14 protein-coding genes are annotated in these 13,403 nt (G+C 73.9%); 4 read left to right on the top strand and 10 right to left on the bottom strand.

Features of this window, described 5'->3' with window-relative positions; all coding sequences use genetic code 11:
• Nucleotides 1-78: 78 nt before the first annotated feature.
• The 9 genes from ACFYNS_RS18540 to ACFYNS_RS18500 form a co-directional block, all read right to left on the bottom strand.
• Nucleotides 79-558, bottom strand: coding sequence for a pilus assembly protein TadG-related protein (locus ACFYNS_RS18540; protein WP_069991162.1), 480 nt, complete (start codon nucleotides 556-558; stop codon nucleotides 79-81).
• Nucleotides 555-977 (bottom strand): TadE/TadG family type IV pilus assembly protein, encoded by a 423-nt coding sequence (locus ACFYNS_RS18535; protein ID WP_388603867.1) that lies wholly within the window; start codon nucleotides 975-977, stop codon nucleotides 555-557. The genes ACFYNS_RS18540 and ACFYNS_RS18535 overlap by 4 nt, the downstream gene beginning before the upstream one ends.
• Nucleotides 977-1,357: a TadE family protein gene (locus ACFYNS_RS18530; protein ID WP_239501826.1), complete on the bottom strand. Its 381-nt coding sequence runs from the start codon at nucleotides 1,355-1,357 to the stop codon at nucleotides 977-979. Before ACFYNS_RS18530 ends, ACFYNS_RS18535 begins: the two co-directional genes overlap by 1 nt.
• 117 nt (nucleotides 1,358-1,474) lie before the next feature.
• Nucleotides 1,475-1,726 carry a hypothetical protein gene (locus ACFYNS_RS18525; protein WP_360303308.1) on the bottom strand — a complete coding sequence of 84 codons (252 nt, stop codon included), beginning with the start codon at nucleotides 1,724-1,726 and terminating at the stop codon, nucleotides 1,475-1,477.
• 44 nt (nucleotides 1,727-1,770) lie between these two features.
• Nucleotides 1,771-2,700 carry a type II secretion system F family protein gene (locus tag ACFYNS_RS18520; protein ID WP_360303310.1) on the bottom strand — a complete coding sequence of 310 codons (930 nt, stop codon included), beginning with the start codon at nucleotides 2,698-2,700 and terminating at the stop codon, nucleotides 1,771-1,773.
• Complete coding sequence (locus ACFYNS_RS18515) at nucleotides 2,697-3,710, bottom strand: type II secretion system F family protein (protein ID WP_388603923.1); 1,014 nt, start codon at nucleotides 3,708-3,710, stop codon at nucleotides 2,697-2,699. The genes ACFYNS_RS18520 and ACFYNS_RS18515 overlap by 4 nt, the downstream gene beginning before the upstream one ends.
• 10 nt (nucleotides 3,711-3,720) lie before the next feature.
• Nucleotides 3,721-5,022, bottom strand: coding sequence for a CpaF family protein (locus tag ACFYNS_RS18510; RefSeq protein ID WP_388603921.1), 1,302 nt, complete (start codon nucleotides 5,020-5,022; stop codon nucleotides 3,721-3,723).
• Nucleotides 5,023-5,030: 8 nt separating this feature from the next.
• Nucleotides 5,031-6,524, bottom strand: a complete 1,494-nt coding sequence (locus ACFYNS_RS18505) for a hypothetical protein (protein ID WP_388603865.1) — start codon at nucleotides 6,522-6,524, stop codon at nucleotides 5,031-5,033.
• Nucleotides 6,525-6,706: 182 nt separating this feature from the next.
• A complete protein-coding gene (locus ACFYNS_RS18500; RefSeq protein WP_388603863.1) occupies nucleotides 6,707-7,453 on the bottom strand; it encodes a hypothetical protein in 747 nt (248 codons plus the stop codon).
• A 467-nt stretch (nucleotides 7,454-7,920) separates the two neighbouring features.
• On the opposite strand from ACFYNS_RS18500, the gene nhaA reads away from it, so the two are divergent.
• Nucleotides 7,921-9,345: a Na+/H+ antiporter NhaA gene (gene nhaA, locus ACFYNS_RS18495; RefSeq protein ID WP_360297805.1), complete on the top strand. Its 1,425-nt coding sequence runs from the start codon at nucleotides 7,921-7,923 to the stop codon at nucleotides 9,343-9,345.
• Nucleotides 9,346-9,447: 102 nt separating this feature from the next.
• Here nhaA and ACFYNS_RS18490 read toward each other — a convergent pair whose 3' ends face one another.
• Nucleotides 9,448-10,005, bottom strand: a complete 558-nt coding sequence (locus ACFYNS_RS18490) for a GNAT family N-acetyltransferase (RefSeq protein WP_388603859.1) — start codon at nucleotides 10,003-10,005, stop codon at nucleotides 9,448-9,450.
• 150 nt (nucleotides 10,006-10,155) lie between these two features.
• Here ACFYNS_RS18490 and ACFYNS_RS18485 point away from each other — a divergent pair, with 150 nt between their 5' ends.
• The 3 genes from ACFYNS_RS18485 (at nucleotide 10,156) to ACFYNS_RS18475 (ending at nucleotide 13,261) form a co-directional block, all read left to right on the top strand.
• Entirely contained in the window at nucleotides 10,156-11,523 is a 1,368-nt protein-coding gene (locus ACFYNS_RS18485; RefSeq protein WP_388603857.1) for a hypothetical protein, read from the top strand.
• Nucleotides 11,520-12,380 carry an SDR family NAD(P)-dependent oxidoreductase gene (locus tag ACFYNS_RS18480; RefSeq protein WP_388603855.1) on the top strand — a complete coding sequence of 287 codons (861 nt, stop codon included), beginning with the start codon at nucleotides 11,520-11,522 and terminating at the stop codon, nucleotides 12,378-12,380. The genes ACFYNS_RS18485 and ACFYNS_RS18480 overlap by 4 nt, the downstream gene beginning before the upstream one ends.
• A gap of 188 nt (nucleotides 12,381-12,568) precedes the next feature.
• The gene (locus ACFYNS_RS18475; RefSeq protein ID WP_360297797.1) at nucleotides 12,569-13,261 is read left to right on the top strand and encodes a hypothetical protein; all 693 of its coding nucleotides are present in this window, start codon (nucleotides 12,569-12,571) and stop codon (nucleotides 13,259-13,261) included.
• The last annotated feature ends 142 nt before the right edge of the window (nucleotides 13,262-13,403 follow it).

The raw sequence follows: 13,403 nt of genomic DNA, 5'->3' as shown, positions 1-13,403 counted from the left end.
CGAACTGCGGCGCGCCATGTCGTGTGCTCCCAGAGTGAGAAGTGCGGACGTGGAGGAGGGGCGGTCACCCGGACCGGGTCACCCGGTCACGGACTCTGCCGTCGCCGTGCCGTGGACGGTGAGCGGTGCGCTGTAGAACAGCCCGGTCAGGACCGGGCGGTAGGTGAGGCGGATGCGGACCCTGACCTGCTGGGCGCTGGCGGAGACGCAGCCGGAGGCTGCCACGTCGGCCGCCGAGAGGCCGGAGCGGGTGGCGAACTCGTGTACCCGCGCGCCGCAGTTCTCGTAGTTGATGGGGGCGCTGTTGCCCTGGCTGGCGCGCAGCGCCTCCTCGTCGATGTCCTGCGCAGCGTAGCGGGCGGCCTGCTCCGCGATGTCGGCGGCGCGCTCGCGCTGCGAGATGGACAGCCCGCCGTCGACCACGAACGCGGCCAGCGCCATGAACAGCAGCGCGAACATGATGACCGCCGCGGCGCCGGAGCCGCGGTCGTCGCAGGCCGCCTCCCTGGCCCGCAGCCAGGCCGCGGCCCGCTCGCGGAACTCCGCGCGGCGGCTCATCCGGTCCTCCGGTAGGGGTCGATCGGCGAACTGGACCGGCCCGAGATGTCCTTGGCGATGTCCAGCCCGAGCATGTCAAGACCGCGCACCCGGCAGCTCACCTCGACGGTGAACAGCCCGCCGGAGCGGTAGTCGCTGCCCGCGTCCCGTACGGTCACGTCCCCGGCGCAGGTGCCCTTGAGGGTGGCGGTGGCGGCCTGCTGCGCGGCGGTCATCGCCGCGGCGTGGCTGCCGTGCTGGAGCGATCCGGCCCGGGCCGCGTCCCGGGCGGCGCCGTCGACCGCGCCGCGGCCGTCCACGAGCTGCCCGAAGGCGACCAGCACGAGGATGAACAGGATCATCACCGGGGCCAGGACGACGACCTCGATCGTCGAGAGCCCCGCGTCGTCGCTCCCCCTCCGGCTCGTCGTCCGTCTCATCAGCCGCCCCCGTCCGGCACGAACCGCTCCATCGGGCCCTGGGAGATCGCGTACACGTCCATGTCCAGGCCGGGGAAGACCGAGGGCACCCTGGCGCGGATCTCCACTCCGACGGTGTTGTCCCGCGGGCCGAGCAGCTTCACGTCAGGGTCGAGGATCAACTCCGGGCCGAGCTGCTGGATGTAGGAGCCGGAGGTCTCCCGCGCCTTGGCGCGCCAGCCGCCCGGATCGGCGTCGGCCTCCTGCCGGGCCTTGCGCGCTCCGGCCTGGGCCGCCGCCTGCGCCACGTGGTCCGCGAAGAAGTACAGCGCGAACTGCACCGTCGCGAAGATCAGGAAGAACAGCACCGGGGTCAGGAGCACGAACTCGATCGCGGTCATGCCGCTTTCGCCGCGCCGGGAGGCAGCCTCCCACCTGCGGCGTGCCCATCCGGCCGGCCGTTCCTGCGCTCTCACGCTGCCACTCCTACGTGCGGGTGCTGTCCTGGTCCGCTCCTCCTAGCAGGTGCCCTTCTCGTCGGCGCCGTCGATGCAGTCCTTGACCTTGTTGGCGCCGTCGCTCAGCGCCATGTTGATGATGGCGGCGACCACGCCGACGATGGCCACCACCACCGCGGAGATGATCACCCACTCGACGGCGGAGGCGCCGCGGTCCAACTCGCCGGAGCGGGCGCGCTGGACGCGGCCGCGGAGGAAGGTGACGAGGAAGTCGACGGCGGGATGACTGATCGAGCGAAGCGGTTTCGGCATCGTGCTCAGTCCTTTCTTGGTCTTCGGGTGAGGGTCGGCAGGCGTCAGATCTGGAAGACGCGCATGGCCGCTGGATAGATGAGGAAGACGAGGAAGCCCGCGCAGAGCATCAGCTGGGCCACGAGCATCGACTGGGACTTCTCACCCGCGCTGCCCTCGATCTCGGCCAGTTCGCGGTGGCGCATCGTCTCGGCCCGCGAGGAGAGCGAGGCGCGCACCTTGGCGCCGTCGTCGGCGACCAGTGCCAAGGATGCCGACATGTCCTTGAGTTCGTCGACCCCCAGCCGGGCACCGAGGTCGCCGAGCGCCGACCACTGGCTCTGCCCCGTGATCCGCGCGTCGGCCAGGGTGTCGCGGATGCGGCGCAGCGCCCAGCCGTCGCTGACCTCGCTGGCCGCCTTCAGCGCCTCGGGCAGTCCGCGGCCGCCCGCCAGGTTCATGGCCACCAGGTCGAGGTAGGCGCCGACCACCCGGCGCAGGTCGCGCCGCTTGGCCGCGGCGTCCCGGCGCACCTCCAGGTCCGGCAGCATGAAGAACACCACCGCGCAGAGCAGCGCCAGCCACAGCGGGATCAGCGGGCTGCGGCCGAACCCGATCAGCCAGCCGATCGAGAACAGGAACGGCCCGAAGAACAGCCCTGCGGCGGCCAGCAGCACCTTCGTCGCGAGGAACTTCTCCCAACTGCGCTCCAGCACCTCCAGGTCGGAGCGGAGACTGCGCTGCTCCCAGCCCTGCCGCAGATACAGCTCGGCGACCCGGGCGCCGATCCGGGCGCGGAAGGCGGCGACCCGTCCGCTCTCCTCCGGGGTGCCCTGCGCACCCTGCTGGTGCGCGGCGGCGCGGGCGCGCAGCGCGTCGATCTCGGCGACGGAGGCGACGGTGCTCCGCTTGCCCGGTGCCAGGGCACGGACGAGCAGGAACAGGCCCAGGCCGACCAGCGCGCCGGTGAGTGCGGTGAGGGTGAAGGGGGTCATCGGCGCGGCACCTCCGCTCCGGCGCCGGAGGCGCCCGGCCCGGCGGACGGTCCGCCGGGCCCCGGGAGGCCGGGTACCGGCGCCTCACCGCGCTCGCCCGGGTGGCCCGTACCGGCTCCGGGCGCCTGCTGGTCGGCGCGGACCAGGAACCGCTCCGGGGTCTCGATCTGCGACAGCTTGCGCAGCCACCAGAAGCCGCAGGCGAACATGGCGCACACGGCGGCCAGCACGACCTGGCCCAGCGGGGTGCCGTACGGCGCGACGAAGTCCCGGTTGAAGACGGCGAGACCCAGCACGAAGGCCACACTGACCCCGACGACGATCTGCACGCTGCGCCGGGTGGAGGCGCGCTGCGCCATCACCCGCTGCCGCATGTCGACCTCCTCGCGCGCCGACTTGGCGAGCGCGCCCAGCACCTCGCGCAGACCGGGGCCGCGCAGCCGGGCGTTGAGGATGAGCGCGGCGACGATGATGTCGGCCGACGGGTCGTCCAGTTCGTCCGCCAGGTTCTGCAGTGCGGTGGGCAGCGGGGTACGGGCCCGCAGCCGGTCGATGAGCGCGTCCAGATGCGGGCGGAGCGAGGGGGCGGCCGCGCGGGCCGAGGCGGGGATGGCCTGTTCGAGGCCGACGGCCCCGGCGATGGTGTCGCGCAGCGACTCCGTCCAGGCGGCCAGCGCCTCCACCCGCTTCATCGCGGCGCGCTCCTCGGCCGCACCGCCGAAGAGCCGGTCCCACAGGAAGACCAGCACTCCGGTGGCGATCGCCGCGACCGGCCACCGGGTCAGCAGCAGCACCAGCACGGCGGCGCACACCGCGATCGAGCCGCGCCGGCTCATGAACCGGGCCAGTTCGGCGGCGCGTCTGCCCGCGTCCCGCTGCTCGTCCGGCGCCTTGGCGGGCAGCCCGCGCAGCGCGACGATCAGCAGCGCGACGCCGCCGCCGACGGCGACGCCGCAGAGCAGCGCGTAGAGGGTGGACAGGGCGAAGATGCCGCCCGTACCGCCGCTCACAGACACGGTCTCACCCCCAGTTTCCGGTCGGCTGGTATCCGTGTGCGGCCAGCTCCTGGGCGCAGGAGACCGGCGCGTGCGCCAGCAGCCGCCCGTCCGGGGCCTCGGCGAACACCTCGCTGGAGAGCACCCGGCCGTCCACGCCGTTGATCTCCCGTACGGAGGTGACCGAGCGGGACAGCCGCCCGCCGCTGGCGAAGGCGTTGCGGCGTTCGACGAAGACGACGAAGTTGATGGCCCCGGCGATCAGCATCTGGGTGGCCTCGATGGGCAGCCGCTCGGTGGCCTGGAGCGCGTAGGTGGAGATGCGGTTGAAGACCTCGCTGGAGCTGTTGGCGTGGATGGTGGACAGCGAGCCGTCGTTGCCCTGGGACATGGCGTTGAGCATGGTGACGATCTCGTCGCCGAGCACCTCGCCGACGATCACCCGGGAGGGGTTCATCCGCAGCGAGCGGCGGACCAGTTCAGCCATGCTGATGGTGCCCTGCCCCTCGGAGTTGGGCAGCCGCTCCTCGAACGCGACGACGTTCGGGTGCAGTTCGGGGAACTGGTCCAGGCCCAGCTCCAGCGCCCGCTCCACGGTGATCAGCCGCTCGGGCGGGGGGATCTCGTTGGCGAGGGCGCGCAGCAGCGTCGTCTTGCCCGCGTTGGTCGCTCCCGCGATCATGACGTTCTTGCGGGCCCGTACGGCCGCCGCCAGGAAGCTGCCCAGCTCGGGCGTGAGGGTGCCGTTGCCCACCAGGTCGGACACGAAGACCTTGCCCATCCGGGCCCGCCGGATGGACAGCGCGGGCCGCCGGGTGACGTCCATGACGGCGGAGAGCCGGGAGCCGTCCGGCAGCCGCAGGTCCAGCTGTGGGTTGGCGGAGTCGAAGGGGCGGGAGGAGAGTCCGGAGTAGGCGCCGAGGATCTGGATGAGCTCGATCAGTTCCTCGTCCGACTCGGCGACCGGCTCGCCCCGCACCTCGCGGCCGTCGGCGTAGCCGACGAAGACCTGGTCGTAGCCGTTGACGTCGATGTTCTCGACCTCGGGATCGTCGAGCAGCGGTTGGAGCCGCCCGACGCCGAACAGCGCGGCGTGCACCGCGGCCGCGTACGCCTCCTCGGACTGCGCGTCCGGCGGGGTGCGGCCGGAGGTGATCTCGGTGCGCGCGTGCTCCTCGAGGATCTGCGCGATCACGGCGCGCGCGAACTGCCGCTCGTCCTCGGCGGACATCGCCGCCACGCCGGACGCCTGGTCCATGCGCCGCTGTTCGGCGATGCGGTCCCCGGCCTCCTGCCGGAACCGCTTCACCAACTGGTGGTCGACCATGCTCGCGCTCACGAGGCGGCTCCCTCATCCCGCGGGTCCCCGTTCCCGGGGGTGCCGGGCAGCGGTACCGGCGGTGTCGGTTCGGGCGCCGTCGGCCTGCGCCGCCCGCGCAGCCCCTTGCGCCCCCGCTGGGAGGCGTCCTGCCCGGCGGCGCCCGGCGCGGGCGCGGCGGCCGGTTGCGCCGGGGGTGCCTGGACCGGCGGCAGCGCACCCGGCGCCTGCGGGGGCGGGGACGCCTGCGGGCCGGGCGGCGAGGGGTGCGGGGTGGGCGAGGCCGCCTGCGGACCTGGGCGAGTGGGCTGCGGTCCGGACGGTGGCGTCTGCGGGCCGGGCGCGCCCTGGTCGGCCGGGGTCCACGAGCCGGGCGCGGGGTATCCGGACCTCCCGGGCGCCGGGGCCGGGCCGGGGTCCGCACCGGGGTTCCCGGGCGTGCTGCCGGGGTCTCCGGGTGCGCTGCCGGGGTGACCGGGTGCACCGGGGTGACCGGGCCGCGGGTGCGGCGCCGGGCCGGAGGGGAGGGGTTCGGCAGGGCCGCTCGGGGCCGGCCCGCCGACCGGGCCCGGACCGGGGTGCGGTGGCGCTCCGGCGCCCGGGGCCGGGCTGCGACCGGGGGCCTGCACCGGGTTGCCGGCCGGGCCCTGGGGTTGCTGCCCCGGGCCGGGCGGGGTGAGGGACCGCTGCGGCGGCGCGGCCGACTCCCAGTTGGCGCCGTACTGCTGGTGCAGATCGGTGGCGACCTTGCGTACCGAGCGGACGAGCAGCGAGCGTTCGACGCGGCCGCGGCGGCGTCCGGCCAACTGCTCGGCGCCCAGCGTGTCGTGGGCGAGGACGCCGACGACCCGGGCGCCGGCGCGGGAGGCGACCAGCATGTCGTTGACCTGTCCCGCGATCTTGGCGGCGCCCTGGGTGCGGGCCACCAGCAATACGCCGAGCAGCGGTTGGGCCAGCGGGCCGGCGGCGTGCCCGGCGCCGTGCAGCCGTGCGGTGAGGGCCAGGGCGCGGTCCCGCACCCGGGCGATCTGCTCCGGCTCGTCGCGCGCGACGAGCAGCACGAGCGCGGCGTGCGGCAGGAGCGCGACCGAGGCGGCCTCCGGACCGATGCGTCCGCAGTCGGCGATCACGTCGGCGGCCAGTTGCGGGTGCGGCGACTCGGCGAGGTGCGCGAAGGCGCGGCCCACGGTGTCCCACTGCCCGGCCAGCCCGGCGGACTGCTCGGCGCTGCCGAGTCCGACCAGCACCTCGAGACCGCCGGAGAGCCGCTGGGTGTGGTCCCAGAGCTGCTCGGCGGCCAGCCCTCTGCGGGCGGTCGCAGCCAGCGACAGCAGTCCGGTGTTGGGGTCCAGCGGACGCCCGTCCGCTGCGGGGCTGCGGTAGACGAGGTCACCGCCCGCGGTGTCCATCTCGGCCAGCAGCGCGCGGCGCGGCCACACCGCCGAGAGGGCGACGGCGGTCGTGGTGACCCCCGGTGCGCCTTTGTCGGCGGCGAGTGCGATCAGCGCCATTCCGGCTACGCCTTTCCTTGTGTCCGTGTGCTGTCGTCCGTGCCGTGGTGCCTGTCGTCGTGTCCTGCCGTAGCCGACGACGACACCGCGCGGCGGGACGGTTCCACGGGCGGGCCCGGCGTCCCGGCGGCGGGGAGCCCGCCACACGGCCGCGGCGCGGTGGGCCCGCGCGCGGGTGCGTCTCAGCTTCCGCCGTCGGCGTCGAGGACGAGGGACACCTCACCGTTGGACGCGGCCGCGGTCAGCTCGGCGGCGTCGCTCTTGTCGACGACCACGGAGACGGGGAGGTTGCCGCTGGAGGCGATGGAGTCGCCGGAGCCGGACTTGATCGACTGGACCTTGGCGCCCTCGGCGATCGTCGCGTTGCCGGAGGAGCCGCGCCGCTGACCGGAGCCGTCCCCGGTGCCGCTGTCGGAGTCGTCGCTGCCGCCCGAGGTCTCGCGGCCCACCCGGTAGGCGGAGACCGTGTCGCCCTCTTTCAGGCGCGGCGGGTACTGCCCGCTCTTGAGCGAGAGCCCCACCACGGCCTTGCCGGCCTCCAGGCCCTTCTCCTTGGTGAGCATGCTGCCCACCAGTACGGTGCCGTCGACCAGGTCGGTGGTCGAGCGGTACTTCTTGAGCAGGCCGCGCTGGTCCCAGCGCACGTACTTGATGTCGCTGTCCTCGGCGACCATCACCGGTTCGATGGCCGAGTCGGGGATCGCCTGGCCCTGCTGGACCCGCTTGGTCAGGACGACGGCCTCGACCCGGTCGCCGGCGCGCATCACCAGAACGGTGGCACCGAGCGCGCCGAGCAGCACGAGGAGGACGGCGAGCGCGGCGAGCGCGGGCTTGCGCTCGCGTGGCGGGGAGGGAAGCCGGTCCCCGGCCGGTGGGGTGAGTGCCGCCCCGCGCCCGACCCCGGCGGAGCTCCGCTCCTGGGTCTTCACCTCACCACCCCCGTGTTCCGTTCTGTGTGCGTCTCACGTCGTTCCACGTCGAGAAACCTGCCCCCGCGCCGCCGTGCGCTACCCCACAGCGGACATACCCCCGCGTACCGACACGCGGCCACGCCCTACAGATCCCGGGCACAGTATCAACACCCCCCGACCCCCTCAAGGCGGATCCGACCGCTGCCGCGGGGCGTGATTCCGGGCCCGTCGAGGCGGAATCCCCGGGGCCGGCGAGGCTGGATCCGGGCGTCCGGAGAGCGGGGACACCGCGCTCGGCAAGGCTACGGGCGGGCATCGACCGGGCATCGGCCAGGAGACCGGAAGGTGCGGTTCCCATGTGTTCGAGTACGGTGTCGGAGAGGCGTCAAGATCGCGCCAGGTTTGTTACAGGTGTGCCGGGAAGTCTGGTCGGCGGTACGGGGACCCTCCCCGTATCTCTGCACGCGCCGATCCAGGAGCCGCCCATGACACCGCCCACCGCAGACGAGAGCCGCGACCGGCAGAGCGGCAGCGGCGACACGTCGCTCTTCGCACGCCCCTCGGCCCGCGAGCGCAAGCTGCTGTCCGACGCGCTGCGCACGGAGACCGTCGGTGGGACGGTCTTGCTGGTCGCCGCCGTGGTGGCACTCGTCTGGGCGAACACTCCGCTCGCACATCTGTACGAAAGTGTGCGGGCCTTCCACTTCGGCATCCCCGCGCTGGGGCTGGACCTGTCCGTGGAGCACTGGGCCTCGGACGGCATCCTGACGATCTTCTTCTTCGTCGCCGGCATCGAGCTGAAACGCGAACTGACCGTCGGCGAACTGCGCCGCCCCGCGGCGGCCGCACTCCCCGTCGTCGCGGCCGCCAGCGGCATGGTGGTGCCCGCCCTCTGCTACGTCGCGGTGAACCTGGCGGACGGCGGAAACCTGAACGGCTGGGCCGTGCCGATGGCCACCGACATCGCCTTCGCGCTCGGCGTCCTCGCGGTGATCGGCACCAACCTGCCCTCCGGGATCCGCGCCTTCCTGCTGACCCTCGCCATCGTCGACGACCTGGGCGCCATCCTCGTCATCGCCGTCTTCTACACCTCCACCCTCAACTGGGCGGCGTTCGCGGGCGCCGTCGCCGGACTGGTGCTCTTCCGCGTCCTCCACGTCAACCTGCGGGTGCGCGGCTGGTACATCTACGTACCGCTGGGCGTGGTGATCTGGGCGCTCATGTACAACAGCGGCGTGCACGCCACCATCGCGGGCGTCGCGATGGGCCTGCTGCTCCGGGTCAAGCCCGACAACCCGGACGACCCGAACAGCGTCTCCCCCGCCGAACGCATCGAGCACCTGGTGCGCCCGCTGTCGGCCGGCTTCGCCGTGCCCGTCTTCGCCCTCTTCGCGGCGGGCGTCGGCGTCTCGGCCTCGGCACTGAGCGAGACCTTCCGGCAACCGGAAGCGCTCGGCGTGATGCTCGGCCTGTTCGTCGGCAAGTTCCTCGGTGTCTTCGGCGGCACCTATCTGGCGGCCCGGTTCACCCGAGCGCGCCTCAGCTCCGATCTGGCCTGGGCGGACGTGGCCGGGGTCGCCATGCTCGCGGGGATCGGCTTCACGGTCTCGCTGCTGGTGTCCGAGCTGGCCTTCCAGGGCGCCGCCGTCACCGAGCACACCAAGGCCGCCGTCCTCCTCGGCTCGCTGCTCTCCGCGCTGGTGGCCTGCTTCCTGCTGAAGATGCGGGACGCAAAATACCGGACTCTGTGGGAGGCGGAGACCCGCGACGAGGACCACGACTCCATCCCGGACATCGACCAGGAGCTGGACCCGGTCCGCCGCCCCGCCGAGGCGGCCCGCCGCGCCCGCGAACAGGAACGCCGGCAGGAGTGGGAACAGGCCCGCAAGCAGGAGCGCGGCGAGAAGTGACGCGCGGCCCGGCGCCGAGCGGTCGGCGCCGGGCGCAGCGTGCTGCTCCGCCCGTTCCGCGCACCCTGCGCGGTGCTCCCCGTCCCGCACGTCCCGGGTGTGCTACCGGTCGGGCACGTCCTGCGTGCCCTCGAAGGAATACTGCATCAGGACCGTGTCGACCCAGCGGCCCTGTTTGCGGCCGACGGCCGTGAGCCGTCCCGCCGGGGTGAAGCCGTGGCGGCGGTGCAGCGCCGCGGAGGCGTCGCTGCCGGTGTCGGCGATGACGGCCACCATCTGCTGGACACCGGCCGGTCCGCACTCCCGGAGCAGTCGCGCCAGCAGGGCCGAGCCCAGTCCCCGGCCGGTCCGGTCGGGAGCGAGGTAGACGGAGTCCTCGACCGTGTACCGGTAGGCCGGTTTGGGGCGCCAGGGGCCCGCGTAGGCGTATCCGGCGATCTCGGTGCCGAGCTCCGCCACCAGGAAGGGCAGCCCACGCCCGGACAGCTCCTCGAAGCGCCGCCGCCAGTCGTCGGCGGACGGCGGGGTCTGGTCGAAGGTGACGACGGTGTCGGTGACGTAGTGCGCGTAGATGTCCGCGACCGCCGCCAGATCGGCGAGGGCGGCCGGCCGGATGCGGGGTGCGGACGACGTCGAAGTCGAGGAAGTCGAGGAAGACACAGCAGACTCTCTACTCCTCCGAGGCGGGTTTATCCACAGGGATTTTCCGCAGCGGACCCGACCCCCGACACTGTCGGTGGCGCCCCCTAGAGTGCGGGGCGCGGGCTCGGAGCAGGCCGGGCAGGCCCGGGGCGAACGGGGGGCAGCACAATGGCGAGGACGGGCCGGGAAGCCCTGCGGACGGCGGACGGCAGCACGGCCACGGCCGGGCTCCCGGATGCGCACGGGGAGGACGCCGCGGAAGACGCCGCGTGGGGCGCGGCGCTGATCCGCGCCCAGCTCGCACCCGGCGAGCTGTGGGCGCGCGTCGCACTCGTCGTGGCGCTCTGCGCGGGCAGCGGCCTGCTGGCCTCCGGCATCTACGACTACACGCACGTCGGCCGCCCCGAGGGCCTGGCCGCGAACCTGTCACTGGTCACCGGCACGGTCCTGGTGCCCGGGGCGCTCGTGGTGCTGCTGCGGCTGCGCGGCCGCAGCCGCGACCGGCACCGGATGATCGAGCTGTACGGCGGCCCGGCCGGCGGCAAGGCCGGGCAGGGGTTGCGCGGGCGGCGGGCCGGCTGGACGGCACTGTCCGTGCTCGCGCTCTTTCTCGCCTTCGTCTTCCTCCTCTCGGGGCTGATGCAGGCGTTCTCCTCCGACCCGTACGAGGAACCCGACCCCACGGTCTACGGAGCGCTGCTGGCGTGGGCCGTGATCCTGACCGTCGCCGGCTGCGGGGGCACAGCCCGGGCCCGCCGGTACCGGCCGCGCGCCGACGGCCCGTCGGGTACGTCCGGCTCCGGCGGCAGCGCGCGGGACGCGCGGCTGGCACCCGGCGCCGGGCTCTACACCCGGCTCGGCGCCCGCCCGGCCGCCCCGCACCGGCTCAGCCCCCGGCTGGACACCCGGATCCAGCAGCTCTCGCTGCCCGCCGCCACTGCCCTGGCGACCACCGTGACGCTGGTGGGATGCGCGCTGGCCGCGGCCGCCATGGTGCTGCCCACCCATGTCGGCGGCGAGCCACTGTTCTGGGCGCTGATGCTGCTCACCGCGGTCTATCTGGTCCTGCTGCTGCTGGAGTTGACCTACTACGGGCCGCGACCCAGCTATCTGCTGCTCATCATCCTCGCGGGGCTGGCCCTGCTGGTCGTCGCCGGGAGCGGCAACACCGCCTCGGTGCTGGGGCAGCGCGGCGAGTGGATACGGGTGGAGCTGACGGAGGTGCACCACCACGCCAAGGGCGGTCCCACCTGCGACATGCGCCCGCTCGCGGAGGACGGGATCCGCACCGACGGCCTACGCCTCCCCTGCAGCGAGGACGAGGTGGGCGAGACCCTGTCGGTCGTCGCCGACCCGCGGGGCGAGGTGCGGCCCAGCCGCTCGGAGCCGACGCAGCTGGGGGCCTTCGTCGTCGGCTGGGGCATCACCACCGGCGCCCTGGTGGGCTGCGCGATCGGCGCCGCGGTCTACGGCCACCGCCGCCGCCGCGAGTTGGGCCTGCACTCGAGCGAACCGACCGGAGGATCCTCCCGATGACGCACAGCCCCGGCGGCGCCGCACCGGACGGCCCCGCGCCGTCCGTCCCGCTCGGCGGCCCCGTCCCCGCCCACCCCGTCTACCCGGACCTGGCGGGCAAGGTCGCGGTGGTCACCGGCGGTTCCCGGGGCATCGGCGCCGAGACCGGACGGGCGCTGGCCGCCCAGGGTGTCGCCGTCTGCCTGGTGGGACGGGACCGCCCGGCCCTGTTCGAGGTCGTCGACGGCATCGGCAAGGAGGGCGGCACCGCGATCGGCGCCCTCGCCGACGTGACGGACACCGGGGCACTGCGCCGGGTGGCCGAGCGGGTGGCGGAGGAGCTGGGCCCGGTCGACATCCTCGCCGCGTTCGCGGGCGGCCGGGGCTCCCCCGTGCCCGCCCTGGAGCTGACCGAGGAGCGCTGGCGGCAGGTCCTCGACACGGGACTGACCGCCACCTTCCTGACGATCCGCGCCTTTCTCCCGGCCATGGTCGAGCGCTTCAGCGGCAGCGTCCTCACCATGACCGCTGCGTCCTCGGTGTCCTCGGCGTCCTCCGGAGGCTCCCGCCCCGGCGCGCCCGACCTGGCCCACGGCGTCGCCAACGCGGGAGTGACCACGCTCACCCGGCAACTCGCCACCGAACTGGGCCCCCAGGGCATCCGCGTCAACTGCCTGGCCCCCTCGACGGTCCGCACCGAGAAGGTCGCCGCCACCATGTCCAAGGAGGCGCAGCACCGGACCGCGCTGCGCCACCCCCTCCGCCGGATGGCCGAACCGGCGGACGTGGCCTCGGCGGCGCTCTTCCTCGCCTCCGACGCCGCGAGCTATCTCACCGGCATCACGCTGGACGTGGCGGGCGGCCGGATCACCGGCTGAGCCCCACGGGCGGCCCTGCGGCTGGGCCCGGCGGCGGAGGCGGGCTGTTACCGGATGCGGACACAACCCCGTGAACAACTTCGGCCCGCGCGCCATCACATGGGGTACAAGCTCACAGCCGATGCGGCCGCGGCCCGCGCAGACGGGCGGCGACACCGCATCCTGACAGCCCATGGGGGATCTCCATCATGACCGCTCGCCGCACCCGCCGCACTCTCCGCACCACCGGCCTGGTCGCCTTCGCCGCCGCCGCGGCCTTCTCGCTGACCGCCTGCCAGGGCACCGACCAGGACGCCGCGGGCAGCCCGCAGAAGAAGGACTCCGCCTCCGCCTCGCACTCCACCGGCGAGGACAAGGCCACGTCCGGCGGCTCCTCGTCCGGCGGTTCCTCGTCCGCATCGGGCAAGACCCCGAAGGGCGAGCACAACGGCACCCCCGTCGCCGACAGCACCGAGAGCAAGGCGGCCTCACCTGTGCGCACCCAGACCCTGGTGGACGGCAGCACCGCCGAGATCTACCGGAGCGGCGACCAGAACTACCGCGCCGAGATCGTCAACGGCGGTGAGCGCTACGGCACGCTGCGCACCCACGACGCGGACGACGGCGCCAACTTCAACGGGATGTATCTCGTGCTCACCATGGGCGGCAAGGTCCACTCCTGGACGGGCGGCGAGCAGCAGGGTCCGGGCACCTTCGACCTGGAGGGCGGCTGGAAGGCCGAGGTCACCAAGCTCGGCCAGAACCGGTACCGCGCGGAGATCCTGGGCAACGACGGTGCGGTCAACGGCACCCTGGAGGCGAACGAGAGCGCCACCGGGACCAGCGCCAACGGCGTGTACATCGTGCTCACCCCCGGCGGCGTCATCACCTCCCACTCCTGACCCTCATCCCTCCTGACCACTGTGGCGGGGGGGGGGGGGGGGGGGGGGGGGGGGGCGGCCGCCCCCCCCCCGCGCCCCCCCGGGGGGGCCCCCCCCCCCCCCCCCCGGCCCCCCCCGCCCCCGGGGCGGGGGGGGGGGGGGC

Origin of the sequence: Streptomyces sp. NPDC006925, assembly GCF_042869575.1 — a bacterium.
Classification (GTDB): Bacteria; Actinomycetota; Actinomycetes; order Streptomycetales; family Streptomycetaceae; genus Streptomyces.
This window is presented reverse-complemented; position numbering and strand designations above follow the sequence as displayed.

Bases quoted from the DNA above. Each gene is read 5' to 3' on its own strand.
- ACFYNS_RS18540 (WP_069991162.1), bottom strand. From the start codon at position 558: ATGAGCCGCCGCGCGGAGTTCCGCGAGCGGGCCGCGGCCTGGCTGCGG.
- ACFYNS_RS18535 (WP_388603867.1), bottom strand. From the start codon at position 977: ATGAGACGGACGACGAGCCGGAGGGGGAGCGACGACGCGGGGCTCTCG.
- ACFYNS_RS18530 (WP_239501826.1), bottom strand. From the start codon at position 1,357: ATGACCGCGATCGAGTTCGTGCTCCTGACCCCGGTGCTGTTCTTCCTG.
- ACFYNS_RS18525 (WP_360303308.1), bottom strand. From the start codon at position 1,726: ATGCCGAAACCGCTTCGCTCGATCAGTCATCCCGCCGTCGACTTCCTC.
- ACFYNS_RS18520 (WP_360303310.1), bottom strand. From the start codon at position 2,700: ATGACCCCCTTCACCCTCACCGCACTCACCGGCGCGCTGGTCGGCCTG.
- ACFYNS_RS18510 (WP_388603921.1), bottom strand. From the start codon at position 5,022: ATGGTCGACCACCAGTTGGTGAAGCGGTTCCGGCAGGAGGCCGGGGAC.
- ACFYNS_RS18505 (WP_388603865.1), bottom strand. From the start codon at position 6,524: ATGGCGCTGATCGCACTCGCCGCCGACAAAGGCGCACCGGGGGTCACC.
- nhaA (WP_360297805.1), top strand. From the start codon at position 7,921: ATGACACCGCCCACCGCAGACGAGAGCCGCGACCGGCAGAGCGGCAGC.
- ACFYNS_RS18485 (WP_388603857.1), top strand. From the start codon at position 10,156: ATGGCGAGGACGGGCCGGGAAGCCCTGCGGACGGCGGACGGCAGCACG.
- ACFYNS_RS18480 (WP_388603855.1), top strand. From the start codon at position 11,520: ATGACGCACAGCCCCGGCGGCGCCGCACCGGACGGCCCCGCGCCGTCC.
- ACFYNS_RS18475 (WP_360297797.1), top strand. From the start codon at position 12,569: ATGACCGCTCGCCGCACCCGCCGCACTCTCCGCACCACCGGCCTGGTC.